The organism is Hymenobacter rubripertinctus (assembly GCF_003583925.1).
In the GTDB taxonomy this organism is placed as follows: Bacteria; Bacteroidota; Bacteroidia; order Cytophagales; family Hymenobacteraceae; genus Hymenobacter; species Hymenobacter rubripertinctus.
In genome coordinates, this window is sequence record NZ_QYCN01000007.1 from 51,011 (window position 1) to 72,117 (window position 21,107).

Consider the following 21,107-nt stretch of genomic DNA (forward strand, 5'->3'; position numbering starts at 1 on the left):
GCCACTAACCGAATACACCATATTGCAGACTCATTGTCATTCGCCAGCGCATCAAAACCACCTATTGCTTCTAGGCCTTCACAGGTGTTCTTCAGAATAGCGCGGCTCCCTGACCTCTCTCTATTTGGCCCAGCGCTGAACTTGTTGACTGGTATAGGAATCCTAGCTTTGCATGATTGCCTAAAGTTCTCTTCCACGTTGAATTGCCTTGAGCCAGGTAGCTCGCAATGAAAAAAATTAATACCATCGTCCGCGACAATTACGAGCGCTACACGGCCCTAATTGCTGAGCCCAAACGAACCGCGGGCCCCGGCCTCGACCTATCGCAGAAGAAGGGCACAAACAAGGTGCTACACGCCTGTCAGATACCAGTCATTCACTCCGACGACCCCATTGACCTATGGCTCATCGCTGAAATTCGCATCGACCGGTTGCACGATTTCAAATTCAAGTTGCGTGCCCCTAGTTTCATGGGTGAGCCACTGCTCAACTATGATTCAGCTGGTCCTACACACCGCAACGAGGGAGTTACGTCCTTGCCGGAACAAATAGTGACCACTCCGCATTTTAACTGTTATGACCAGCAGGGCCGCCGCATCGCCTATAAAACAGCGCCCCTAACCAACCCCGAGGTCGTCCGTGAGTTGGAAGATATTGACCGTTGTGTCATCCATTTTTATGAGGAAACGCGGCTGACCCATGACCCCGCCGGCTACCCAGCCATTTCGCTCACCGCCCCCGGCACCCTGCCTTTCGCTCACCATACCAACGCCGACCCCCATGCCCACGTCGTCCGCTTCGTTTGAAGACCTCTTCCACCGGGTGCGGCAGGATTACGGGCAGCTGTGGGACTTTAAACTTCGGGGCAAGACCCTCGAAATAATCACGCCGCACTCCACTACTACCGACAAGTTTGTGTCGGTTTTCCTCGTCGCGCAAGACGGTGACTTTGTGGTCAGCGACGGCGGTTTCCTGGCCCACGGTAATTACATTGAAACCGACATGGGAGAGTCCGTCTGTTACAACCGGATGTTTGAGCACCTGGAAGTCCATTATGAAATCAAGCAGATAATGGACACTGTTGGCACGCTCATTTACTACAAGAAGACCAATGAGGCCGCACGGGTTAGCTCCTTGGTCCTTGACGTGGCCAGCTTTATTACCGGAGCCGTCAACGCCTCCCAGGTTGCTTTCGTGCCAGCAAACGAAGTCGCTGCCCGCCGCCGGTTTACCGGGCAAGCTAATACGTATATGCGCGAAATCTTTGCCCGCCGAGAGATACGCTTCAATTCCCGTATCAACGACGACATCAAGACCAAGTACAGCGTGGTGCTTCGCCATCGAACCAAAGTAAGCCTTGTTAGCTACGTCACGGGTTCTGATGAATATTACTTCTCAAACAGCATCAGCAAAGCCAACATGGGGTTTGAGCTACTGGTTGGCACACCGGTAAGTGACCTGATTAATCATAGAGTGGCATTGGTCGATGATGTTTCAGCCGGTTACCAGGCTGGCGCTTTTGCCGGTCACCTGCGCGTGCTACGCAAAACCTGCCCTGTTGTATTGTGGAGCCAGAAAGATGAGCTACACAGTATTCTAGAGAGTGATTAGTGGCAACTGACAACAAAAGCTAGTTCGTCTATCTCACGTCGCAGGTTTTGCCATTAGCCTGCATGTCGCCTAGTTTGCTACTCCGCCCATGACTGTTGACCAAGTGCGCCGCCTGCTCGCCCAGGGCGAGGGCATCCAGCTCGAATTCAAAGAAGCCGACCACGCCCTGCCGGACAACTTCTTTGAAACCGTGTGCGCCTTCCTCAACCGCGACGGCGGCACCATCCTGCTCGGTGTCGAGGATGACGGTACCGTGTGCGGCGTGCAGCCCACCGCCGTGCAAACCCTCAGAACCAACATCGTCAACCTCTCCAACAACCCCGAAAAGCTGGACCCACCCTGTGTGCTCTTTCCCAGCCAAGTGCAACTGGCCGGCAAAGAAGTGCTGTGCGTGCAGGTGCTGGCCGATTCGCAGCTGCACCGTACCCGCGGCGTCGTTTACGACCGCAGCGAAGACGGGGACTTCGGCGTCACCGACCCCGCCCGCATTGCCGGGCTACATAACCGCAAGCGCCTCTTCTACACCGAAAGTACTGTCTACCCCCACCTGCGCCTCCAGGACCTGCGCGAAGACCTTTTCCCTAAGGTCCGCCAGCTTATGGCCAGCCGCAACCCCGGCCATCCCTGGCTCACTCTCGACAATCATCAGCTGCTGGTCAAGGCCGGCCTCTACCAGCGCGACAACCAGCAGCAGGAGGGGTATACCCTGGCTGCCGCTCTGCTATTTGGCCGCGACGAAGTCATCACCCAGGTTGTACCGCATTTCCGCGTCGACGCCCTGCTGCGCCGCCACAACGTCCAGCGCTACGATGACCGCCTCGATATCCGCACCAATCTGATTGACGCCTACGAGCAGCTGATGGGCTTCGTCAGCAAGCACCTGCCCGACCCATTCTATATGGAAGGCACTACCAGCATCAGCCTGCGCGACAAAATCTTCCGCGAGGTAGTGGCCAACATCCTCGTGCACCGCGAATACACCAATGCCCTGCCCACCACTTTTGTCATCTACGCCGACCAAGTGATAGCCGAAAACGCCAACGTACCTCACCATGGCGGCCCGTTACTACTCGATACCTTTGCCCCCTACCCGAAAAACCCCACTATTGCTCGGTTCTTCCTACAGTTGGGCCGCGCCGAAGAGCTTGGTTCTGGGGTGATGAACGTCACCCACTACCTGCCCAAGTACGTGCCCGGTGCCCTCCCGCGCTTCATCGACGGCCCCGTATTTCAAACCGTGCTGCCCCTGCTCGTGCGCCTGCTAGGGGAGGAGGCCGCCGGCCTGCTCCTTCGGGTCCTGTCCCTGCCCCCCGATGCCATCACCCAGGCCAATCTCGCTGTTCTCTCTCTAAGTCCCAACCTGCCCACCCCATCCGATGCTTCCCCGGCCGCGCTGGTCTACCAGCAGGGACTAAGCTGGTCCGAAAAAGGGACCAAGCTGAACTTAGACAAAAGCCCCCTAACTACCCCCCAGCCCACTTTCGACCAGTGGCAAGAACTAAGCGATGAGGAAAAAGGGACCAAGCTGGCCTCGCCTCGCTTGCTGCAATTCCTGCGCGTCCTCACCCTGTGCCTCCAGCCCCAACCCCTGACCGCCGTCCTCAAAGTTCTGGATGTGGCCAACCGCACGAAATTCCGCACCAGCTACCTGGAACCCTTACTTCAACGGCGTTTGCTAGCTCTCACCCTGCCCGACATTCCCAACTCCCCCAATCAGCGCTACCAAACCACGGAGCAAGGCCAGCTACTAGTAGCCGGAGGGTAAGTCCAACCCTCACGCCCGCTTCCGCTGCTGCCGCCCCCGATGTTGCTCCCAGCCCCACACTGCCGCCTCAAAGGCCTCGGCCGACAGCGTTACCACTGAATACCGCACCCGGTCCCGCAGGATGTAGTCGCCGATGGTATTGTGGTACCCCTGCCGGCGCAGCTCATCTGCCTGGCCTGGGAGTAGCACGGTCGCCAAATGTATCTGGTAGCCGCCGCTCGGGGTGGTTATCACGCTCACGCGCCGGTTGTGCAGCCGCCGCGTAAAGCCGTGCCGTTTTTCGTACCGCGCCGGACTACCCGGCAAGTGCGCCGGCGGGGTGAGGTAGGGTTTCTGCCGGGGAGTGGGCAACGCGGCTTTCTTGCGTGGAGTCTTCATAAAAACTGGTTTAGGTAGGTGTAGGTAATAAAGTCGGAAAAGAGGAGGGGCGGGGCCTCACGCCACCTGCTGCCCGCCCCATTGCAGAATGTCTTCGCCATTAGCCCGCGCCAGCGCCACCCACACCACGGCCACCACGCCCAGCCACCCCACACGCTTGGCATCGTCATAGGCCTCCTCGAAATAGCAGGTCGCCACGTACTTCACCAGCTTCGCCGTCACCGGCCGCTGGTCGAGGGCGCCCGGCAGCGCGAGCCGCCACGGCCCTGCCTCATCCGGCCGGGAGAGCTCGATTTCCCGCTCCCGGCCCGGCCGCTCCGTAATGGTGGCCCCCAGAACAAAAGCCGCGCGCCCCATCAGCCTAAAAAAATAACCAGCCTGGTACCGTGAGCGAGGCGACCCGGCCCTACAGAAGTGGCTGAGGTAAGTGCCCCCACCGGCTCCCGGCCAAAGCAGGGGGGTAGCGGCCGTACGCCGACTGGTCGCCCGGAATATCCCGCCAGCAGCGGAAAGGCCGTGATTAGCGTAGCAATAGAGTTGGCAGCGTGGTTCATGCAGAAACTAAAATTGGTTAGCAGTACCGCAAGTATACGGAACTGCTAACCAATTTAGTTTACTGTGTGCTAAAATAATTAGTTGATGTTAACTATCCTTGTTTTCCTGTTGCCTCCTAAAGTGGCTGCCTGAGCACCTGTTTACTTCGAAGTGTGGCTATTACGTTAATTCGCTTACTCACGCGCCCGGCTCCGGCGGTTTTCGCTTCTTCTCACGCCGCACCCCCTTAAAGGGCTTACCGTCTTCCTTCACATCCATGAAGCGCCCCGTTTCAGCATCACGCTTCACAAACTGCTTCGTAACGGGATTGAAAGTCTGTGACCGTTTTCGCACGGCCCCTTTGCGGGCGTTGTCGCCGGTGGGAGGGTTAGTTGCCATTTGAATCAAAGTGTAGGTGAAATATCAAAGTGAAGCCGCGTCCCCGCGCTCCACCACCCGCTGCCGGTCAGCCGCCCCCGGCTCATCCGCCACCCGCCGCAGGTCCCCGTTCGGGTCCACCGCCACCGACGACACAGCCGCGGCCACCGAGCCGGCCAGCAGCAGATAGCCGCCCAGCGTCACCAGCGCCGCCGGCAAGGCCACCGGAGCCGTGGCAATAATGCCACCCACGGCCGCCAGGGCCGCGCCAATCGTGCGCACCTTCCGAAAGAACCGGGGCGTCGGCAACGTCACCCGGTCGAGTATTGTCAGTTTCTGGTTCATGATGGTAGTTGTTAGTGAGTAATTGTCAGTTGTTGGTTCACTTAGGAGGTAGCCACTGACAACTGCCAACTACCCCCCGACAACTCATTCCTTATCCAGCCGGGCCAGAATCCGGTCCGCCCACTTGTTGCGCGAATCCTGCTCCTTGCTGGCCTCAGTCAGCACCTTGGTGCGCTCCTCCACCAGGGCCATGGTCTTGTCGATGTGCGCCAGCCGCTCGGTTAGCTTGAGGACCAGGTCGGTCATTTCCCGCCGCAGCTCGGCCCGCTGCTGCAAACCCTCGTTGCGCACCTGCTCGGCCTGCAGCTTCATTTCCTCCCGCAGCTTGCCCTCCCGCGCCACGGCCGAAATGTGGTAGTCGTCCACCTTCACCGCCAGCGCCGCCGCCTGCTGCTCCTGCTTCTGGCAAGCCACCTTCAGCTCCTCCACCGCCCGCCAGTTCTTCACGAAATACAGCAGCACCGCCACCGCCCCGCCCACCACCGACGTCACCACGCCCCAGTTGTCGAGTAGATTACCCACGTCCATCACCCCCTTTCCGCGCCGTCAGCACCTCGAAGTGCGGCCGGTCTTTAAATGAGGGCCAGTCGCCGCCCCACACCACCCGGGCGTCGGCGTACTTCATCAGCCGCGCAAACTTGCTCAGCAGCAGCCCCGACCACGATACCGACCCATCAGCCAGCTGAAAGGCCACGTCCAGCGCCGGGGTAGGAGGACCCAGGTTGTGCTTCGACTGCCCCCCGCGCTTGTAGGTTACCACTGGCCCCGGCTTGCCGCGCCCCTGCCGGTACAGCTCCTCCTGCCGCTCCGGACTCCGGTAGCATTCGGTAATAATGGGCCGCCCCGCCAGTCGCAGCACCGGGTCGCCCAGCCACCGGGCCAGGGCCTGCGAGTAGGCCGCGGCCAGACTCGGCACCGCCTGCCCCAGCCGGACCGCCTGCCGCTGCTCCTGCGCCTCACTCAGCACCGGCACTGTCCGCTGCTGGCCAGCCAGCAGCTTATGCGCCGTCATCGGGAAGGGGCTCTATTATGGCCGCCTCGGCGGGTGCCGCAACCACGCCGGCTGCCAGAAACCCGCTCACGCTTTCGGATTTCCGCCAAGCCTTGCGCCCTGCCGCCCGGACAGTCACGATGGCCACCAGCGCCTGAACAATCAGGCGCCCGTAGTTCACAATGGCCGTCGCGTCGGGTAACACCAGCTCGTGGCTGGTAATCTGCTCCGCTTTCATACTGCTAAACATCGTGGTTGTGTCTATAAAAGTTGCTGGTCATTATTGACTCTGCAAACATACACAGATTGATAAACTTTAGTTGTATAATGTGATGCAAGTCAGTTAGCTTATAATTGAACTTTTACGAGTATCCGGGATAGGTATTTTATTTCCTGGTTGTGGGCGGCTCCCCAGCCCTCCGCTCCGCTACGGGCCGGGGCCAGGCTGTCCAGGGGTCCGCTTCGCTGCCGTGCTTCGCACCGCTCCCGTTGGTCGTGCCCTTCCCATCCTTGCCGCATCCTGCCGATTCAGTTGCTGCTCAGCGCGACCTTGTGCCACGCTCCGGCCCACCGCCTGCCACTTCCTGCGCCAACGCGGCATTACGCTCGTCGTTCCTGCGTCACTCCTCCCTGCGTTTGCTATGGCTCCGGGCGCGGCAGGCGGCCAGCCTCCGCTACCGGAAGCCTGCCGCACCCGCCCAACTCAGTTCCGCTTCGGCGGCTTCGCGCTGCTACGCAGCCTGCGCTGCATTCGTCCGGCTCTCCCCACCCGCTGATACTACAGCCCCCGAGCAGCACCCACCGCACCGCCGCCGGCCCGCGCCAGGCCCGAAAAAAGGCCCCGCGCCGCCCGTCAGCTCCCCCTTCAATGGCTGCGGGCCGCAGTCCGAAAAAGGCCCGCCACCCGCTTGTAAAGCTTGCGTTCGGGCCACGCAGGCCAAAGGATATGGCCCGCTTCGCGGAGAGTTTCATTGGGGAGTACCCCAAGCCCCCGCCATCATGCCCAGGCTGACGCCCAGTCATCGGCCTCGGCTTCCGCATCCTCCCGTTGGTCGGCCGCTCCACCCTCATAAGGTGCCCTTCGGGCCGGCTCATTGGGGGCTTCAAGGCCAGCCCCCGTGCCCCCTGGCCAAGGCATTCAAAGTGTTCAGTTGGGCCGCCGTCGGGGCCGCTCCTGGGGCCTGGGGCTTGCTGGCTGCGCCTCAGTCCAGCGGCAGCAGTTCCATGGGGCGTCCCAGGCGGCGGGCGGCGCGCAGGGCGCTCAGGGTGCCCTTGCTGCGTCCGTCCCACACCACCAGCACCCGCGTGGCCCGCTTCACTATCTCGGCGTTGCGCACGTGGGGCGCGGCGGTGGGGCCATGGGTGGCGTAGTCGGGCCGCAGTTCCAGCAGCGGCACCCCATTGGCCCGCGCCCAGGCCGCCGCCAGGGCATCCACGCCGGCCGCGCCGCCGCTTACTACTTCCGCCGGCTCCAGTTCGGCCAGGCGCCGCGCCAGGGCTGCGCAGTGCTGGATGCCACGGCTGCCTACCACCGCTACTACTTCGTTTTTGTATTTTACCATACTTAAAGATAAGTAAAAAATAGTTGCTATTAAGGAGTTTTATATCAAACTTTAGTTTGTTTATGTCGCTTAAAGTTGTATATTTGTTAGGTAGTCGGGAAGGCCCTGGCTACTTGCCCACCCGGAGGCCTACGGCACGGGCACCCCACGGCTAACACGTACAGCCATGCAACCCACTCAACTTCTGCAGCTCGCCGCTGCCGCCTGGCAGGGTCCCGCCCTCTGCTCATTCTCCGGCCTCTACATCAGCCAGTCCGCCGCTACCTACAGCGCGGGCGGCACCCGCTGGCACGTTGCTATCAATTTGGCCGACCGGCCGGCTTGTCAGCCCGCCGGGGGCTTCGCCGGCTCTTCGCTCTGCCCGTTCGATGCGCTCCGGCAGGCCTTCCGCGCGTTGCGCGCCGTGGCCCCGGCCTACGCCTTCGCGGCCGTGTGGGAGGTAATGAAGGCCGAGGACGAGTACGCCGGGGTTCCTGCTCATGTCTAGCAGCGCCACTCTAACCGCTCCCGCCGCCACGGCGGGGGCGGCTCCGGCCTCGGTGCCGGAAGTGCGCCGCCAGCTGGCCCGTACGCAGTCCGTGCTCTTTGATGCCCGCCACGACTTGCACGCCATGCGTGACGAGTACCCGCGCCGGCCGGCCCGCTTTACCCGTATCCGCGCCGCCATCATCCGCCTGCGCTACGCCCGCACCGCTTACAAGGCCGCCGCCGAGGCCTTCCACGCCAGCCCGGCCGGCGAGCAGCTGCAGCGGCTGCGCCAGGGCTATGCCCGCTCCTAAAGCCCCGCGTCATGCCACAAACTACCACTTACCAGCCCCAACTGCTCGACCCGCACAGCGCCCGGCCGCAGCCCGTTATGCCTCGCAACGGCCGCAGCTTCAAGATGGCCGAACTCTACCAGCTGCTCGACTGCCGGACGGTGGACGTGGTGCGCCTTTCGGAGGAGTTGATTCTCATTGTCGACGACGAAGGCAAGTTCCGCAACCCCTGCTACCTCAACCTGCTGGCCACCCACTTCTACCATCAGCACATCCCGGAGGCGCGCGGGGTCGACGTGGTAGTGGGCCGCGTCATTCTGTGCCACGATAAGCAGTTCCGCTGAGTCGTGCGCAAGCTAGCCGCCCCCGTCTGCCGCATCGTGCAGCGGCCCGTGCCCGGCAGCCCCTTGGGGGCCGGCACCTACCTCACCCTGATGAGGTGCCCCGGCAATGCCTGGGCCGTGCTGCTGCTCGGCGGCCGGGCCGCCGGCCTCCGCGCCGCCTTGCGCGCTGCCTGCCGCGCCCAGTGCAGCAGCACCTGCCGCCGCTGCCGGCCACCGTAAGCGCCGCCCGCTTCCGGCCCTCACTCTTCCTCACTTCTAACCTCTAAATTCTTCTCTAATGACTACTGCCACGAAATCTCCCAAAACGCACACCACTGCCCCCACCGCCAAAACCACTGAGGTTATGTCAGAACGCACCCCTCCCTACCGGGGAGGAGCTGGGGGTGGGGCTGGCTACCTCATCGACAAGGTAGACGAGGCCACCGGCGAGGTGGTGCAGGTGCCGCGCTTCCGCTACTTACCCGGCCACCCTCGTCAAATCCGCTTCGATGCCAAAGCCGGCCAGTTCAACATCGGCGGTACCGTGCCGCTGGGCCCGTCGCTGTCCTTTATTCCGCTGGCCTGGCGCGTCTTCTCCGACAACATCCTCAACATGGGCCGCAAGCTGTGGGCCGAGCTGTTTTTTGCCGACGACAAGGGCGCTATCTGCGCCGTGCTCTTCCACGGCTACAGCGTCGAAAACCTCTACCGCCTCATAGAGCCGCTGTTTTACGACGACCTCACCCTGGCCGATGTGCTGGTGAAGGTTACGGCCGAGAAGAAGCAAACCACCAAGGACGGCAAGACGGCCACCTACTACATTGCCAGCTTCAGCTACGAAGCCGCCGCCCCGGCCGAGGTAGCCGCCCGCCGTGACTTCGCCCGCGACTTTCCCATCTGGCGCCAGGAAACCTGCACTACTGCCGCCGATACGCGCATTCAGTACGGCTACACCGTGCCCGCTGAGGATGAGCCCGAGGAGGAACCCCAGGGCGAGCAGCCCACCACCGAACCGGCCGCTTTGCCCCAGGCTGCCTAGCCCTGTCTTCCCCGGCCCCCGCCCCAGTAGGGGAGGGGGCCACCAGATGGTATCCAAGCCCGCAAGCCTCCAAACCCTCAAAGCCATGTTTCACGCCCTCGCCCATCACCCCGACCTGACCCAGGCCCAGCACCGCGCCCTGCCGCACGTCAGCAATACCGACCTGAGCACGCTCAAAAACGAGCTGCTGGGCCAGCCCCGCCAACTCAACCCCGTGGCGCTGGCCTACGGCTCCCACTTCCACACCGCCGTGCTGGAGCCCCCGCACTACGCCCGCACCGAGGAGCGCGGCATCAAGTGGACCGACTTAGAGATGCTGGCTCGCCAGGTGCGCCGCCAGCGCTACTGCCGCGACCTGCTCTACCGGGGCCGGGCTGAACAGTCCTACACCGCTACCCATACCGCCACCGGGGTAGGGGTGAAGCTCCGCCCCGACCTGCTGGTGCGCAGCTGCGCCGGCCGCCAGCTAACCCTTATCGACTTCAAAACCAGCAGCAGCCCCGACCTGGCCCACTTCCTGACTACCGTTGAGAAATACGACTACGACCGCCAGGCCGCCTTCTACCTCGACGTGCTCGGCGCTACCCGCTTCCTCATCATCGGCGTGCAGAAGAGGGCCCCGCACGACGTGTGGCGCGTCGAGCTAACCGCCATGCCCGGCCTCATCGAGCAGGGTCGCAAAAAGTACACCGCCCTACTACGCCACCACGCCCGGCAAGCCGCCGGCTTAACCGTTCCGCTTACCGTGTCCGCGCCGTTGGCGCTGGTCGTCTAACTTGCTGCTATTCATTTCACCCCATTATCTCCTTCCCACTATGGCAGTCTTTCAAATCTTCCAGAGTAGCGGCCAATATTGGTACCGCCTGCGCGCCGACAACGGCGAAATCGTCCAGTCCAGCGAAGGCTACACCACCAAAGCCAGTTGCCAGAACGGTATCCGGTCGGTCCAGGCCAACTGCCAGCCCCACCGCTTCGAATCCTATTTCGCCAGCGGCCAATACGGCTTCAACCACGTCGCCGCCAACGGTGAAATCATCGGCCGCAGCGAGAAGTACACCACCGCCCAATCCCGCGACCATGGCATTCAGGTAGTGCTCCAGGAGGCTCCCTCCGCCCGCCTCGAAGACCAGAGTTAAGCATGTTGTCGAACGCAAAAGCCCGCTGGCGACTTGCCAGCGGGCTTTTGCGTTCGATTCGGGGTGCGGTGGGCACTAGTTGCTCACCGTGTCAGGGGCAGTCGGTTCGACGGAATCAGTCATAGCTACTGTAGCTGCTCTTACGCTGGGGTAAATGGTGAGGTATCGGAGCTAGTTTATTCCTTCTGACGCAGCCGATACGCGAAACTATCTATCTGCCTTTGGGCGGTAATTTTTTGAATCTGTCTTTGTCAGTACAACTAAAATTCTCCGCACCTATTTCAGTCATTATGTGCATCTCAACAGGGAAATCCTTAAGAGGAGCATATAGCCTGTTTGATAACTGCTCCTTAGTATATCCGAGCTCTTCTAATACAGTAACGCCCGCTCTAACTCCAGTATGTATATAAACGAAATCGGGCTTTATTCCTAAGAATGACCCGGTACGGATTGCGGCATCATATATTGATAGCTGGCCAAATTTTGCATTTACTTCACTGCATTCCTTGATTATATTATGCAAATCATCAAAATTTTCTACTTTTTTGATATCGTTTAAACGCTCGTGCGTAAGCCGAGCTATGATTTTCCCATCCTCAAGAGGTAAACCCCTGTAGCTTCCGTTAGTCCCCTTAAAATATTCTTGATGATTATGTCTAATTAAGAAGGTTTGATTGTTGCGAGATATTTTAAAAACGCCGCAGCAGGCGTAGGATAAGACATCTTTTAGGTTGCTTTCATTTTTAAAAAATCCAAGATATTCTTGCAAATAATGTTCGTAGTTATCAAACCTAAATTCCTTATTTAGTGAATTTCCATTAAGGTCACTATATTTAAAGAACTTATGCGGCTCATAGAGGAAATCGTTAACAAGGTTTTCTAGAGTTATCATATTATTTATGTATTTATATTGTGCAATTGAAAAGAAAGAGTTATTGGTGATTTATATTTCCTTTTTGAATAATCTTACTGCATCTGATAAATTGCCACCTTTATCAGCAGATTTTAGTACTTTGAACAGCCTGACAAAGGCATCGCCATAAAATTTACTTTGCTTTAGATTTATTATTTCGGAGCCACCATCTGAATTTTCAATGGTTACTTTGATTCTCATTTCATTATTACTTGTCCAGTTTGGAAATGGGGGCAGCCAACTGTCTTTTTCAGCTATGACACACTTAAAACCCCTCCATTGCAGGCAGTTAGAGCTAATGCGCTCAAAATTTCCATCAAATAAAGAATAAGCGTAATAATGGTTTTTGCCACTGAATGAGGGCGCATCATATGCACAGTGAATGAATGCAATTATCTCAGCGCCTGGTAGTTGCTCAGCATGTGTTAATTTAACAACATCACCTGTGCTGTAAACAGCCATTATAAAGTTAGAGTGCATGATTTGGAGTTTAGTTCAAGATTTATGCAGACGCTAACTTACTTAAGGACGTCTCCCTTTTTCAGCTTCTCATCAACTTAGCCCTGGCAGTATGTTTCTAGCTCATCCGCACCGCCGCCCGCTCGAGCTCCGCCAGCAGCATTTTGAGCAGAAACGTTTTGCCCGTACCCGCATAGCCCCGCAGCAGAAATACCGGCTCGTTGGGGCTGTTTAGGAAGAGCCGGAAGTCGATGAGGGCGGTGGCTTGGGCAGGGGTTAGGGTCATGTGTTAATTTGTTTGATTGGCAGGAGATATGTAAATATCCTCTATTTTTAAATTAGGTATCAAGTCTCTTAGCGGGACTATAATTTTCATTAATTCGCGCAGATAATTATCGAAATCAGTTTCAATTTTTGCTAATTCATATTCTTGATTATTTGCTAAGGTCTTGAAGTTCCAGCCATGACTATCGGCATTCCTTAGCCTATAACAAGCGTTATACTTATCAGTATTATATGTCTTTACTAATGAGTATTTGCAGTCAGGATGTGCCTTGAAGAATGGGAGAAATTGATTGTTAATCAACCATATTTTATTTACGAGAGAGAGCTTTTTAGTAACTTCTTGATGAATAATCCTTCTAGGAATTCTGGTGTCTATGTCTAATTTGTATTTAGACCATTCATTTTGGTTGTCTAAAAGGCGTTCAACTAAATTGCTATGATTTGTAATGTAGTTGACTAAAGTTTCGATTTGACGGAAAGCATTTCTACAAGCTCTTGCTACTTGGTTGTTGAGGAAGGCGAAATTTGTTTCCTCGTGGCAACGTATCAAAAAAATCTTGAATTCTAATGAGTCGGGAAGTTTTTGGTAAAACCCTTGTGCGCGTTTTGTTAACGACTCGCCAATTATTTCTAACTTATTGTGAATAGCTCTGGCTGCTTCACGGTCTTGCTGTATTTCATGCAGAAGCGTTAGTTGTCCTTCCAGCCTATTGCAGAACTCCGTAATAAGCTTTTTGGCCAACGTTTCATTGATTTGTCGAGCAATAGAAATATTTTCTAACAGCTCTTTGTATTGCTCAATTTGCTCTTTCATATTGTTATAATTTTGGCATAACAAGGTCAAGGGAAAATCTGAATTTTTGTGTAATAGTTAGCTCCTGCAATACTCGAGTGAAGTTGATGAATTCAGGATTTTCTATTCCACGTACCATTCCCAAATAAGCAATTTTCCCCGCCAGCACCCGTTCCAAATTTGGCACTGTGCCCTTATGACGTGCCCCAGCTTTGCTTTCGCGGTAGTGAGACCGCAAAGTAGCACTTGCTACCTCATAGCCTTTGGTTTCCCAATTGTGCAACATAGCCCGAATTTGCCGCACGTACTCACGAGGCACGTTTGGCTGTTCATTTACCACAATGCCAGTCACCTCCTGACGGGTATTGGGCAGTTGTAGACGTCGCTTCAGTGCATTTTCCTGATAGCCTTCAGCGTCCAGAATCTCCTTTAGCTCCGAATGAAACTGCTCCCGGAAGGCTGGGCGCTGGCTCGAAAACGTGAGGTCGTCGGCATAGCGCGTGTAGGTGGCACGGTGGCGCGTGGCAAGCTGCCGTAGGCGGCGGTCAAGGCGCTGGCAGACGGCATTAGTAAGCAGTGGCGAGGTAGGAGCACCTTGCGGCAGGCTGCCTTGGTCGCAACATAGGTTTGCCACCAGCCGGGCCACGGCCGGCTGCAAACCAAAGGGAGCAATGCGAAGTACGCTCTCTACCCGCCCGTAATGGGTGTTTGTGAAGAAATCCTTTAAATCCAAATTCAGCACAAACCGGCGGCCCGCGTGAGGCTGGGCGTTGGTGAGTACGCTACGGCCTGGTACAAAGCCGTGAGCCGCTTCATCACAGGTAGTGAAGGCAGCAGTTAGGCAGAGCAGGAGCAGCCGTTGAATGCGTCGTAGGCCGTGGTCAGGGGCTTTGATGACGCGCATTTCGCCACGCGTCCGCTTCGGAATCTGGAAGGTGCTGTAGCGTGTAGCCTTCTTATGAAAGGCGTAGTAGTTGAGCACCTTTCCAGTGAGGGGCTTGGGTTTGTGTAGCGGGTTTTCGACCACATCTAGTTTCAGCGCAGCATTCAGCACCTGCGCCAACGTGTCCGCATCCTTCACTTCCCCTAAAGGCACGGCCAAGCCAGCAGTGTCAATGATTTCGGGCAGCGGCAAGGGACGCTGTTGCTGGTCCTTTTGGGCGTTCACCATGGCCCAAAACCCCGCTTGGTATTCCGGCGACAGTATACGCAACAGTTCCGCGTGTTGGGCTACTTCCGGCGCCTGCTCGGCCGCCTCACCTATCCCCGCGTCCGGTTGGTCCGGAGTAGCAGAGGCAGCATCAGGAGGTAGGTCTTCAGGCATTGGGGCAGATAGCGGATAATAAAAATTGAAAGTACCTGTCGGGAGTCTTCTTTGCGTCTTCTACTTCAAGGAAAGCAGATGATAATTCAAAATAAATTCTGAATAAAGACTCAATTCAAAGACAATAAAATCAATTAATTAAATAAAAATTAATCAAGTCAACTGTCAATGATACCGTTATCAAAACGGGCGCGGCGCAACGCCGCACAAGGTCAAAACCCCAGTCACAGGTACTTTCAAAGAACAGATGGCTACCGCAGTTCGGTAACCAGTAATTTCAGTTAGCGCCGCAACTACGGCACTTTAAGGGAAGGAAGCTAATACCCCATGGCATCACGCAACGAATCCATATCGCCGCCGAAGTCGTCATAGTCTCCGTACTGCCCATCCGTAAGGGCGTCAAAGGTGTCCCGGTCAGCGTCGTCGCGGCTGTAGTAGTCGCCCGAATCGTAGGAGTCGTAATCGTCGTCAGCTTCCTGTTGCCGTTCCATTTCAGCTTGCAGCTGGCTTTCCTTCTCGTCCAGCTTGTTCCAGGCGGCATCGGTCATTTGCTCGCTCAGCTTGGGGTATGCCTGTTGCCAGGCTTCTACCTCAGCCCGGTGCAGCGCAAAATGGTCCAGCACCTGCAGGCAAAAGTTCAGGTAGCCCGGGTTCTCAACCAGTACTTCCGCTACGGTCTGGCCCTGGTGGCGGCCGAAGGAGAAAATGGTGTCCAGGGTGTAGAACTTCATAGTTGCGCTGGCTTTGGGGTGGAAGGTGTTGCAAAGGTGCAGGCCCGAAATGCAGCCTATCTGCATCAGGAAAATTTTCTGTAAATATTTTTTAGCGCCGTATAACCAGCCGTTTCGCTCCCCGGCAGGCAAAGCAAATGCCGCCTTCCACGTGCCGGAATACTGGTAGGGTGCCCCGGCCTCCGCACCGGCCACATTCAACAGTGTGGGGTAATTCTGTAGTTGCGGGTGGGTAGGCTAGAACAGTGCTTTGGCTCATATGAAGTGCTTTTGTGCGTATTGTTGCAACAAAGGTGCTCCCCCGAAATGCAGTCTATCTGCATCCGTTAATTTCTTTTCAAAAATTTCTGATGCCCGCTAATAAAAACGCGCTGCTACGCTATAAAGTCCTCGATGACTGCCTCAAACGCCGGGGCCGCTATTGGTCGATTGAAGACCTGATGGAAAAAGTAGGCGACACGCTGCGGGAGGATGGTGGCCCCGCTAGTGTCAGCAAACGCACTATTCAGGAAGACATCAAGAACCTGCGCCTGAACTACCAGGCCCCTATTGAAACTGAGCCGGGTAGGGGGTATTACTATTCCGACCAAAGTTTTTCCATCTCCAACACTCCGCTTACCCTCGACGACCTGCCCGTGCTGCATCAGAGCCTGGCAGTGCTCCGCCAGCTCCAGGCCTTTGGTTTATCCGATGAACTGGACGAAGTAGTGCAGCGCATCGAGCAGCGCCTCTCGCAGCCCGGCACGGCTCCCATGTTAGATGTTGTGCATTTTGAGCAAGTGCCGGCCTACACGGGTCTTACCTGGCTGCGGCCCTTATATCAGGCCATTCGACAGCAAGAGGCATTGTGGCTCACCTACCAGCCCTTTCATTCTCCCAGCGCCCGGCGCGAACTGGTACATCCGCATCTACTGAAGGAATTTAACCACCGGTGGTTTCTGCTTGGGCTCAACGCTAACGATATCCACATTACCAGCACCTATGCCCTCGACCGCATTATAGCCCTTGAACCGGCGTTTGTATCATACCGGCCGGTCGAAATAAACCCCCATACATATTTTCAAAACGTCATTGGGGCGTCGGTCCCGCCGAATGGGGGAGTGGTAGAAATTCGGCTTAGATTCTCTCCCAATCGCTCCCCGTACATTCTCACCAAGCCCCTTCACCCCACGCAGCTTTTAGTAGCTGAAACATCACAGGGTACTGAATTTGCACTCCAGCTTATACCCACCCGTGAATTCAATACGCTGCTTCTAAGCTTCGGCGCCGACGTTGAAGTATTGTCCCCGTTTAGCCTGCGTAGCCACATAAAGCAGCAATTGCAAAAGGCTCATGCTAACTATCCGGATATATAAGGGTGTGACATTTCTATGCTACCCCTCCTGGCGTCGCGCCAGTAAAAAGCAAAGGCCGGCTCCTGACAGGAGCCGGCCTTTACGGTGACTAAGTTCAAACCCTACCCTCTAGATTTCAGCTGCTGCCACATTCTCAGCGGCTTGTCCACCGGCCCCAGTAGGGTGTTTATCAATGCTAGGTTGTGCTGTTAGCCTCTTTGCAGCCTGAACGGGCGGAATAATGGGCGTACCCGCCGCCAATTCCCCAAATAGCGGGTTCTCTGGCAACGGCTGCCCACCGTTACCGTCCGGTATCAGATTGAAGAGCTGCTCTTCCTCACCCGGTGTACTCTGGCCCAGCAGCCCCGTCAGCTGGTCGGGTTGCAGCACGTCGAGCAGGTCATGCACGAGCAGCGTCTGGGTGCTCACGTCCACGTTGTAGAGGCTGTTCAGCGCGTTCATCTGAGCCGCCGCGTCCTGGCTGAGCCGCAACGCGTCGGCCAGCAGCTGAGCATAGCGGCGGGCTTTCTGGTCCGACTTGGCCCGCTGGCGAATAGCGCGCTTCATGCGCCGCTTGAATTGCAATTGATAGGCCGTAAGTGCCATAATGAAGGGAGATAGGAGGGGTGAGAAGTGAGACAAATGCAAGGCGGTCAAACAGCAGAGGTGAGAAGCAGAAGCAAGCCGGTAGGTGGCCCTGACTTCTCGCTTCCCACCTCTTGCTTCTGCCGTTAGGCCACGTACTCAATAGCCAGCGGGTTGGTGCTGTTGTTATTGAGCGGGTAGAACTTGCCGTTTACCTGCTGGTAGAAGTTGATGCCTACCACGGCCACTACCAGGTTAGCCGCGGGCGGAATCGCCGGCAATGTTGCTACTACTGTCTGATTGGCCAGGGCCCCGCTGTTCACCGCCAGGATGCCGAGCGGGGCCGCCACCACGGCATTCGTAAAGGTCAGCGTCTCCATATCCACCGACGATACCGCGAAGACCACCTCGAAGTGCGTCGTCCCCTGCGGAGCGGCAATGTCGCTGGTCGGGTTCAGGCTCGGGATGGTCATCGTCACGTCCGCGCCGTTACCCGTCACCTCGTAGGGGAAATACATCGTCTGCCCGATGCCGGCGTCCGCGTTGAAGTTGAAGCCGAGCAGCGGGGCCGAGTTGCTGGTGTCGAACACCCGCTGGCCCCGGTCATTCGTGTCGTCCAAGCCAATGACCTCGCGCATCAGCTTGGTGAGGCGCGAGGCCACGCGGCTGTCGCTGGCCGAGGCAATGGCCACGCGTAGCGAGTCGCGCACTGCCTTGCTATACTTGGCCGCCTGGCCAAATTCCGCCGTGTTCTCCCGGGTACGGGCCATGCTGGCCGCCGTCAGGTACTTGGCTTTGTTGGAAGCCGGCTTCTGCCGGATGCTTCCGTCTTTGGCAAACACGAGGCCCCCGACGGTGCCCTGAATGCCTAAAATACCGGTTTGTTGTGCCATGGTGAAAAATAGTTGATGAAGTGAATGATTCTAATTGTAGCCCAGGCCCTGTAAATAGACCTGTTTCCAATTGTGAACTAAAATTCATCTACTATTTTTGACTAAGCAAGCCCGGCGCCCGAACTAACCCGGTTTACCCCCAGCCMCCCCCATGCCCCGCATCTGCATCTACCCGAAAGACGTGGCCCAGCTCACCGGCCGCAGCTACGATGCCGCCAAGCGGCTCGTGCGCCGCGCCCGTCAGGCCGCCGGCAAGCCGGCCGGGGCGCTGGTATCAGTGCAGGACTTCTGCCGCCTTACCGGCCTCGATGAGGCCGAAGTTTCCCGGGCCCTTAATCCAGGGTCCGCGTAACCGCCCGCCGCAGCTGCCCCGTAGCTCGCCCGTATCTCCGCCCTGGCTAAGCCCTATCCGTCACGCGCCGCGCTCCTCAGCTGCTGCCCACAAAAACGCCCGGCCCAGAGCAAGCTCCGGCCGGGCGTTTTTGTATAAGACCCGCTCGTCAGCTAGCGCCTCTAAGCGGCCACCAGCACCTGGCAAACTTCCGGCACGGCAGCAACAGCCGCTACCGTCTCCCCATCCCAAATCCGCCGCATCTCCTGATGCTGGAAATCCTCGACAATCTTGGCGTAAATCATAGTCGTCTGGATTCGGGTATGGCCCATCACCTTCTGCAATACTTCCATCGCCATGCCCCGCAACAGGCTTTGCGTGGCAAACGTGTGGCGCGCCGTGTGCATCGTCACCAGCTCGTACTTGGGTACCTGCCGCTTCACCACCTCACCCAGCTCCGTAGTCACCACTTCCACCATCTCCCGCAGCCCCGCCAGCGCACTGATTTTCTTTAAATTCCGGTTCATCACCTGATTGGTCATCACCGGCATCAGACGCACCCCCGTTCCCTCATACTTATCCAGCAGCGCCGAGGCCGCCGCCGTCAGGTAGATGCTTACCGACGTGCGCGTTTTGGTTTGGGTCAGCCGTAGCACCCGCGCCCCGCTCCATTCGTGCAAATTCCCTTCGCGCAGCTCGGCCAGGTCCGAGTAGCGCAGTCCGGTGTAACAGCAGAATAGAAAGGCGTCCCGCGTCCGCCCCAGCCCCGCTGGCATCGGGGCCACTTCCAATAATTTAAGGTCCGAGGCCAACAAGTAGACCTTGTCCACGTCCACCCACGCTGCTTTCAGCTGCCGCACCTTCAGGGCCAGCGTCAGCCCCCGGTCTTCCCCGAGGTAAGCCAGCATAGCTTTAATATGCTTGACGACTTTCCAGATGGAATTTTGCGCCAGCTTCTTCTCATTTCGCAGGAACGTTAGCAGCTGGTCGTGCATGGCCACATCATAGGCTGCCAACGTCAGCTTGCGCTTTAGCTTCCCCTCAAATTGCTCCATCAGGTTGCGCGTAGTTTTTACGCCCTTCAGCGTGCTGGCCCGCCGCCCCCGCGCCGCCAGGGCCAGGCGGTACTCATCAAACAGCGCTATCAGTGGGGGCACCGCCGCCTCCTTCGGCTTTTCGACGGGGGGAGGAGGGGCCAGGAACGCCTTTAGGTCAGCTGGCGTGGGCTCGATGCCCGAGGTGCGCAGCTGCCGGTAAGCCGCCTGCACCCGCGCCGCCAGGCTGTCCAGGTATTCGTTGGCTTCCTGAAAACCGGGCTTGGAGCGCCGAAACTTCTGTTTGTCGGTCTGCCACTCCGAGGCCAGGCATTTTTCACGGGTTACCAGACGCAGGCGCTGCCCGTCGAAATAAGCCCGCAGGTGAATGGTGCAGCGCCCGGCTGCATCCGGCCGATCAGTGCGGCGTTCAAATTGTACCGTCATGGGGGTTGGGATTGGGGGTGTGATTGGGGGCGCATTTGGGGGTTTAGATAAGGTGAAACCAGGTAGTAAAGGCAATCCGGACCAAACGCAAAAACCCCGGAAAACCGCTTCAGTTACCTGATAAGCGACTTTCCGGGGTTTCCGGGGGTAATTAAATGTGGTCACGTAAGGAGTCGAACCTTAAACCTTCTGATTCGTAGTCAGATGCTCTATCCAATTGAGCTACGCAACCAATTTTCACCGCGAACCGGAAGCGTTTTTCCGTTTTGGTTGTGCAAAGATAGCAGGGAAAAACCGGGCGGCGCAAGCCGGGAGCTAAAAAAATGACGGCTCATGCGCGGCCGCACCCACAAGATGCTGACATACAGTCGGAATTTTTTCAATCTGTTTGCGCATCCTGCCGCAATACCCGTCGCATGGCCCGGGTGAAGAGGAAGTAGAGCCCGAACAACGACACGGCCATCAACAGCACCACCAATACTTTGCCGGCCGTGCCGGTGTCGGGGTCCTGGATGAGCTGGAGCACGTCCTGGGCTTTGGTGCCGAGCCAGTAGAAGAACAGGGTGCGCGGCAGCATTCCCACCACCGAAGCCGTTAGAAACTGCCGTTTCGGAACGCCCACTACCGTGAGAATGAACGTGATGAGGGCGAAGGGCAGCACCGGCGAGAGGCGGGTGAGCAGTACCAGCCGCCAGCTGTCGGCCCGCAGTTCGCTCATCACGGCGTGGGCCTTCGGAAACCGCTCCAGGAGCCGGATGAGCTTGCCTTTATCCAGGGACTGCGCGATGAGATACCCCCCGTAGGCGGCCAGCATGTAGGTGAGCAGCATCCCCGGAAAACCCTGCCAGCCGAAGAAAAAGGCCGTAACCAGCACCACCACGGTAGTATGGGTCAGCGAGAGCGTCATGGTGGCGGCCACAACCACGAAGTAGAGCACCATCTGCCCGGGGCCGGGATTCGTGAGCCAGTCCTGGTGCTCGTGCAACGTCCAGGTCAGCACACTGTCGCCGACGAGCGGCAGCAGCGTGAGCAGCAGCAAAGAAACAAGGGTGGAGGTATTCTGCTGAAACAGCTCTTTCAGAAACGACATAGACGGCTGGCAAACGGGCTGGCCAAATGCGGGCCGGCCCGAAGCTAAGAACGTAAGAATGGCCGCGA

Annotated in this window: 29 protein-coding genes and 1 tRNA gene; 12 read left to right on the forward strand and 18 right to left on the reverse strand. The window is 57.6% G+C overall.

The features are described 5' to 3' along the window. Positions 1–227 precede the first annotated feature (227 nt). From D0T11_RS06375 to D0T11_RS06385, 3 genes are all read left to right on the forward strand, one after another. Positions 228–806 carry a hypothetical protein gene (locus D0T11_RS06375; RefSeq protein WP_119654949.1) on the forward strand — a complete coding sequence of 193 codons (579 nt, stop codon included), beginning with the start codon at positions 228–230 and terminating at the stop codon, positions 804–806. Beyond that, positions 781–1,611 carry a hypothetical protein gene (locus tag D0T11_RS06380; RefSeq protein ID WP_119654950.1) on the forward strand — a complete coding sequence of 277 codons (831 nt, stop codon included), beginning with the start codon at positions 781–783 and terminating at the stop codon, positions 1,609–1,611. The genes D0T11_RS06375 and D0T11_RS06380 overlap by 26 nt, the downstream gene beginning before the upstream one ends. 88 nt (positions 1,612–1,699) lie before the next feature. Further along, positions 1,700–3,376, forward strand: a complete 1,677-nt coding sequence (locus D0T11_RS06385) for an AlbA family DNA-binding domain-containing protein (protein ID WP_119654951.1) — start codon at positions 1,700–1,702, stop codon at positions 3,374–3,376. Positions 3,377–3,385: 9 nt separating this feature from the next. On the opposite strand, the gene D0T11_RS06390 is transcribed toward D0T11_RS06385, so the two are convergent. The 7 genes from D0T11_RS06390 to D0T11_RS06425 all read right to left on the reverse strand — a co-directional run bounded on the left by D0T11_RS06390 (position 3,386) and on the right by D0T11_RS06425 (position 7,564). Continuing rightward, positions 3,386–3,754 (reverse strand): hypothetical protein, encoded by a 369-nt coding sequence (locus D0T11_RS06390; protein WP_147374547.1) that lies wholly within the window; start codon positions 3,752–3,754, stop codon positions 3,386–3,388. 57 nt (positions 3,755–3,811) lie between these two features. Next, a complete protein-coding gene (locus D0T11_RS22455) occupies positions 3,812–3,952 on the reverse strand; it encodes a hypothetical protein (RefSeq protein WP_182888275.1) in 141 nt (46 codons plus the stop codon). Between the two features lie 759 nt (positions 3,953–4,711). Then, positions 4,712–5,011 (reverse strand): hypothetical protein, encoded by a 300-nt coding sequence (locus tag D0T11_RS06405; RefSeq protein WP_119654955.1) that lies wholly within the window; start codon positions 5,009–5,011, stop codon positions 4,712–4,714. Between the two features lie 84 nt (positions 5,012–5,095). Continuing rightward, positions 5,096–5,539 (reverse strand): hypothetical protein, encoded by a 444-nt coding sequence (locus tag D0T11_RS06410; RefSeq protein WP_119654956.1) that lies wholly within the window; start codon positions 5,537–5,539, stop codon positions 5,096–5,098. Further along, complete coding sequence (locus tag D0T11_RS06415) at positions 5,526–6,023, reverse strand: M15 family metallopeptidase (RefSeq protein WP_119654957.1); 498 nt, start codon at positions 6,021–6,023, stop codon at positions 5,526–5,528. Before D0T11_RS06415 ends, D0T11_RS06410 begins: the two co-directional genes overlap by 14 nt. Beyond that, entirely contained in the window at positions 6,010–6,240 is a 231-nt protein-coding gene (locus D0T11_RS06420) for a hypothetical protein (protein ID WP_147374548.1), read from the reverse strand. The genes D0T11_RS06415 and D0T11_RS06420 overlap by 14 nt, the downstream gene beginning before the upstream one ends. A gap of 964 nt (positions 6,241–7,204) precedes the next feature. Then, a complete protein-coding gene (locus D0T11_RS06425; RefSeq protein WP_119654959.1) occupies positions 7,205–7,564 on the reverse strand; it encodes an SLOG family protein in 360 nt (119 codons plus the stop codon). Between the two features lie 166 nt (positions 7,565–7,730). Between D0T11_RS06425 and D0T11_RS06430 the strand changes: the two genes are divergently transcribed. The 7 genes from D0T11_RS06430 (at position 7,731) to D0T11_RS06460 (ending at position 10,820) form a co-directional block, all read left to right on the forward strand. Continuing rightward, a complete protein-coding gene (locus D0T11_RS06430) occupies positions 7,731–8,051 on the forward strand; it encodes a hypothetical protein (RefSeq protein ID WP_119654960.1) in 321 nt (106 codons plus the stop codon). Beyond that, positions 8,044–8,343, forward strand: a complete 300-nt coding sequence (locus tag D0T11_RS06435; protein WP_119654961.1) for a hypothetical protein — start codon at positions 8,044–8,046, stop codon at positions 8,341–8,343. Before D0T11_RS06430 ends, D0T11_RS06435 begins: the two co-directional genes overlap by 8 nt. Before the next feature lie 11 nt (positions 8,344–8,354). Continuing rightward, entirely contained in the window at positions 8,355–8,666 is a 312-nt protein-coding gene (locus tag D0T11_RS06440; RefSeq protein ID WP_119654962.1) for a DUF3846 domain-containing protein, read from the forward strand. Between the two features lie 3 nt (positions 8,667–8,669). Next, positions 8,670–8,885, forward strand: a complete 216-nt coding sequence (locus tag D0T11_RS06445; RefSeq protein ID WP_119654963.1) for a hypothetical protein — start codon at positions 8,670–8,672, stop codon at positions 8,883–8,885. Between the two features lie 58 nt (positions 8,886–8,943). After that, positions 8,944–9,684 (forward strand): hypothetical protein, encoded by a 741-nt coding sequence (locus D0T11_RS06450; protein WP_245990638.1) that lies wholly within the window; start codon positions 8,944–8,946, stop codon positions 9,682–9,684. 85 nt (positions 9,685–9,769) lie between these two features. After that, entirely contained in the window at positions 9,770–10,459 is a 690-nt protein-coding gene (locus D0T11_RS06455) for a PD-(D/E)XK nuclease-like domain-containing protein (RefSeq protein ID WP_119654964.1), read from the forward strand. Between the two features lie 40 nt (positions 10,460–10,499). Then, positions 10,500–10,820, forward strand: coding sequence for a YegP family protein (locus D0T11_RS06460; protein ID WP_119654965.1), 321 nt, complete (start codon positions 10,500–10,502; stop codon positions 10,818–10,820). A 211-nt stretch (positions 10,821–11,031) separates the two neighbouring features. Here the strand turns inward: D0T11_RS06460 and D0T11_RS22025 are convergent, their stop codons facing one another. The 6 genes from D0T11_RS22025 to D0T11_RS06470 all read right to left on the reverse strand — a co-directional run bounded on the left by D0T11_RS22025 (position 11,032) and on the right by D0T11_RS06470 (position 15,391). Further along, positions 11,032–11,712, reverse strand: a complete 681-nt coding sequence (locus D0T11_RS22025; protein ID WP_147374549.1) for a hypothetical protein — start codon at positions 11,710–11,712, stop codon at positions 11,032–11,034. A gap of 51 nt (positions 11,713–11,763) precedes the next feature. After that, positions 11,764–12,213 (reverse strand): hypothetical protein, encoded by a 450-nt coding sequence (locus D0T11_RS22030; protein WP_147374550.1) that lies wholly within the window; start codon positions 12,211–12,213, stop codon positions 11,764–11,766. Between the two features lie 97 nt (positions 12,214–12,310). Further along, on the reverse strand, positions 12,311–12,478 hold the full coding sequence (locus tag D0T11_RS22460) for a hypothetical protein (RefSeq protein ID WP_182888276.1): 168 nt from the start codon (positions 12,476–12,478) through the stop codon (positions 12,311–12,313). Between the two features lie 3 nt (positions 12,479–12,481). Then, positions 12,482–13,291 (reverse strand): hypothetical protein, encoded by an 810-nt coding sequence (locus tag D0T11_RS22035; RefSeq protein WP_147374551.1) that lies wholly within the window; start codon positions 13,289–13,291, stop codon positions 12,482–12,484. 4 nt (positions 13,292–13,295) lie between these two features. Next, complete coding sequence (locus D0T11_RS06465) at positions 13,296–14,594, reverse strand: reverse transcriptase domain-containing protein (protein WP_119654966.1); 1,299 nt, start codon at positions 14,592–14,594, stop codon at positions 13,296–13,298. Positions 14,595–14,911: 317 nt separating this feature from the next. Beyond that, the gene (locus D0T11_RS06470; protein WP_147374552.1) at positions 14,912–15,391 is read right to left on the reverse strand and encodes an exodeoxyribonuclease X C-terminal domain-containing protein; all 480 of its coding nucleotides are present in this window, start codon (positions 15,389–15,391) and stop codon (positions 14,912–14,914) included. Between the two features lie 206 nt (positions 15,392–15,597). On the opposite strand from D0T11_RS06470, the gene D0T11_RS06475 reads away from it, so the two are divergent. Next, positions 15,598–16,680 carry a helix-turn-helix transcriptional regulator gene (locus tag D0T11_RS06475; RefSeq protein ID WP_147374553.1) on the forward strand — a complete coding sequence of 361 codons (1,083 nt, stop codon included), beginning with the start codon at positions 15,598–15,600 and terminating at the stop codon, positions 16,678–16,680. A 108-nt stretch (positions 16,681–16,788) separates the two neighbouring features. On the opposite strand, the gene D0T11_RS06480 is transcribed toward D0T11_RS06475, so the two are convergent. Continuing rightward, positions 16,789–17,226 (reverse strand): hypothetical protein, encoded by a 438-nt coding sequence (locus D0T11_RS06480; RefSeq protein WP_245990640.1) that lies wholly within the window; start codon positions 17,224–17,226, stop codon positions 16,789–16,791. A gap of 164 nt (positions 17,227–17,390) precedes the next feature. After that, the gene (locus D0T11_RS06485) at positions 17,391–18,137 is read right to left on the reverse strand and encodes a hypothetical protein (RefSeq protein ID WP_119654969.1); all 747 of its coding nucleotides are present in this window, start codon (positions 18,135–18,137) and stop codon (positions 17,391–17,393) included. A 151-nt stretch (positions 18,138–18,288) separates the two neighbouring features. Between D0T11_RS06485 and D0T11_RS06490 the strand changes: the two genes are divergently transcribed. Beyond that, positions 18,289–18,489, forward strand: coding sequence for a hypothetical protein (locus D0T11_RS06490; protein WP_119654970.1), 201 nt, complete (start codon positions 18,289–18,291; stop codon positions 18,487–18,489). Between the two features lie 161 nt (positions 18,490–18,650). Here the strand turns inward: D0T11_RS06490 and D0T11_RS06495 are convergent, their stop codons facing one another. The 3 genes from D0T11_RS06495 to D0T11_RS06505 form a co-directional block, all read right to left on the reverse strand. Then, positions 18,651–19,949, reverse strand: a complete 1,299-nt coding sequence (locus D0T11_RS06495) for a site-specific integrase (protein ID WP_119654971.1) — start codon at positions 19,947–19,949, stop codon at positions 18,651–18,653. Positions 19,950–20,107: 158 nt separating this feature from the next. Further along, positions 20,108–20,181, reverse strand: a tRNA-Arg gene (locus D0T11_RS06500). Positions 20,182–20,328: 147 nt separating this feature from the next. Then, a complete protein-coding gene (locus D0T11_RS06505; RefSeq protein WP_119654972.1) occupies positions 20,329–21,039 on the reverse strand; it encodes a TVP38/TMEM64 family protein in 711 nt (236 codons plus the stop codon). Between the last annotated feature and the right edge of the window lie 68 nt (positions 21,040–21,107).

Bases quoted from the DNA above. Each gene is read 5' to 3' on its own strand.
- D0T11_RS22035 (WP_147374551.1), bottom strand. From the start codon at position 13,291: ATGAAAGAGCAAATTGAGCAATACAAAGAGCTGTTAGAAAATATTTCT.
- D0T11_RS06490 (WP_119654970.1), top strand. From the start codon at position 18,289: ATGCCCCGCATCTGCATCTACCCGAAAGACGTGGCCCAGCTCACCGGC.
- D0T11_RS22030 (WP_147374550.1), bottom strand. From the start codon at position 12,213: ATGCACTCTAACTTTATAATGGCTGTTTACAGCACAGGTGATGTTGTT.
- D0T11_RS06460 (WP_119654965.1), top strand. From the start codon at position 10,500: ATGGCAGTCTTTCAAATCTTCCAGAGTAGCGGCCAATATTGGTACCGC.
- D0T11_RS06435 (WP_119654961.1), top strand. From the start codon at position 8,044: ATGTCTAGCAGCGCCACTCTAACCGCTCCCGCCGCCACGGCGGGGGCG.
- D0T11_RS06465 (WP_119654966.1), bottom strand. From the start codon at position 14,594: ATGCCTGAAGACCTACCTCCTGATGCTGCCTCTGCTACTCCGGACCAA.
- D0T11_RS06405 (WP_119654955.1), bottom strand. From the start codon at position 5,011: ATGAACCAGAAACTGACAATACTCGACCGGGTGACGTTGCCGACGCCC.
- D0T11_RS06430 (WP_119654960.1), top strand. From the start codon at position 7,731: ATGCAACCCACTCAACTTCTGCAGCTCGCCGCTGCCGCCTGGCAGGGT.
- D0T11_RS06425 (WP_119654959.1), bottom strand. From the start codon at position 7,564: ATGGTAAAATACAAAAACGAAGTAGTAGCGGTGGTAGGCAGCCGTGGC.
- D0T11_RS06390 (WP_147374547.1), bottom strand. From the start codon at position 3,754: ATGAAGACTCCACGCAAGAAAGCCGCGTTGCCCACTCCCCGGCAGAAA.
- D0T11_RS06450 (WP_245990638.1), top strand. From the start codon at position 8,944: ATGACTACTGCCACGAAATCTCCCAAAACGCACACCACTGCCCCCACC.
- D0T11_RS06470 (WP_147374552.1), bottom strand. From the start codon at position 15,391: ATGCAGATAGGCTGCATTTCGGGCCTGCACCTTTGCAACACCTTCCAC.
- D0T11_RS06375 (WP_119654949.1), top strand. From the start codon at position 228: ATGAAAAAAATTAATACCATCGTCCGCGACAATTACGAGCGCTACACG.
- D0T11_RS06485 (WP_119654969.1), bottom strand. From the start codon at position 18,137: ATGGCACAACAAACCGGTATTTTAGGCATTCAGGGCACCGTCGGGGGC.
- D0T11_RS06455 (WP_119654964.1), top strand. From the start codon at position 9,770: ATGTTTCACGCCCTCGCCCATCACCCCGACCTGACCCAGGCCCAGCAC.
- D0T11_RS06410 (WP_119654956.1), bottom strand. From the start codon at position 5,539: ATGGACGTGGGTAATCTACTCGACAACTGGGGCGTGGTGACGTCGGTG.
- D0T11_RS06505 (WP_119654972.1), bottom strand. From the start codon at position 21,039: ATGTCGTTTCTGAAAGAGCTGTTTCAGCAGAATACCTCCACCCTTGTT.
- D0T11_RS06385 (WP_119654951.1), top strand. From the start codon at position 1,700: ATGACTGTTGACCAAGTGCGCCGCCTGCTCGCCCAGGGCGAGGGCATC.
- D0T11_RS06495 (WP_119654971.1), bottom strand. From the start codon at position 19,949: ATGACGGTACAATTTGAACGCCGCACTGATCGGCCGGATGCAGCCGGG.
- D0T11_RS06380 (WP_119654950.1), top strand. From the start codon at position 781: ATGCCCACGTCGTCCGCTTCGTTTGAAGACCTCTTCCACCGGGTGCGG.
- D0T11_RS22460 (WP_182888276.1), bottom strand. From the start codon at position 12,478: ATGACCCTAACCCCTGCCCAAGCCACCGCCCTCATCGACTTCCGGCTC.
- D0T11_RS06415 (WP_119654957.1), bottom strand. From the start codon at position 6,023: ATGACGGCGCATAAGCTGCTGGCTGGCCAGCAGCGGACAGTGCCGGTG.
- D0T11_RS22025 (WP_147374549.1), bottom strand. From the start codon at position 11,712: ATGATAACTCTAGAAAACCTTGTTAACGATTTCCTCTATGAGCCGCAT.
- D0T11_RS06420 (WP_147374548.1), bottom strand. From the start codon at position 6,240: ATGAAAGCGGAGCAGATTACCAGCCACGAGCTGGTGTTACCCGACGCG.
- D0T11_RS06440 (WP_119654962.1), top strand. From the start codon at position 8,355: ATGCCACAAACTACCACTTACCAGCCCCAACTGCTCGACCCGCACAGC.
- D0T11_RS06480 (WP_245990640.1), bottom strand. From the start codon at position 17,226: ATGAAGCGCGCTATTCGCCAGCGGGCCAAGTCGGACCAGAAAGCCCGC.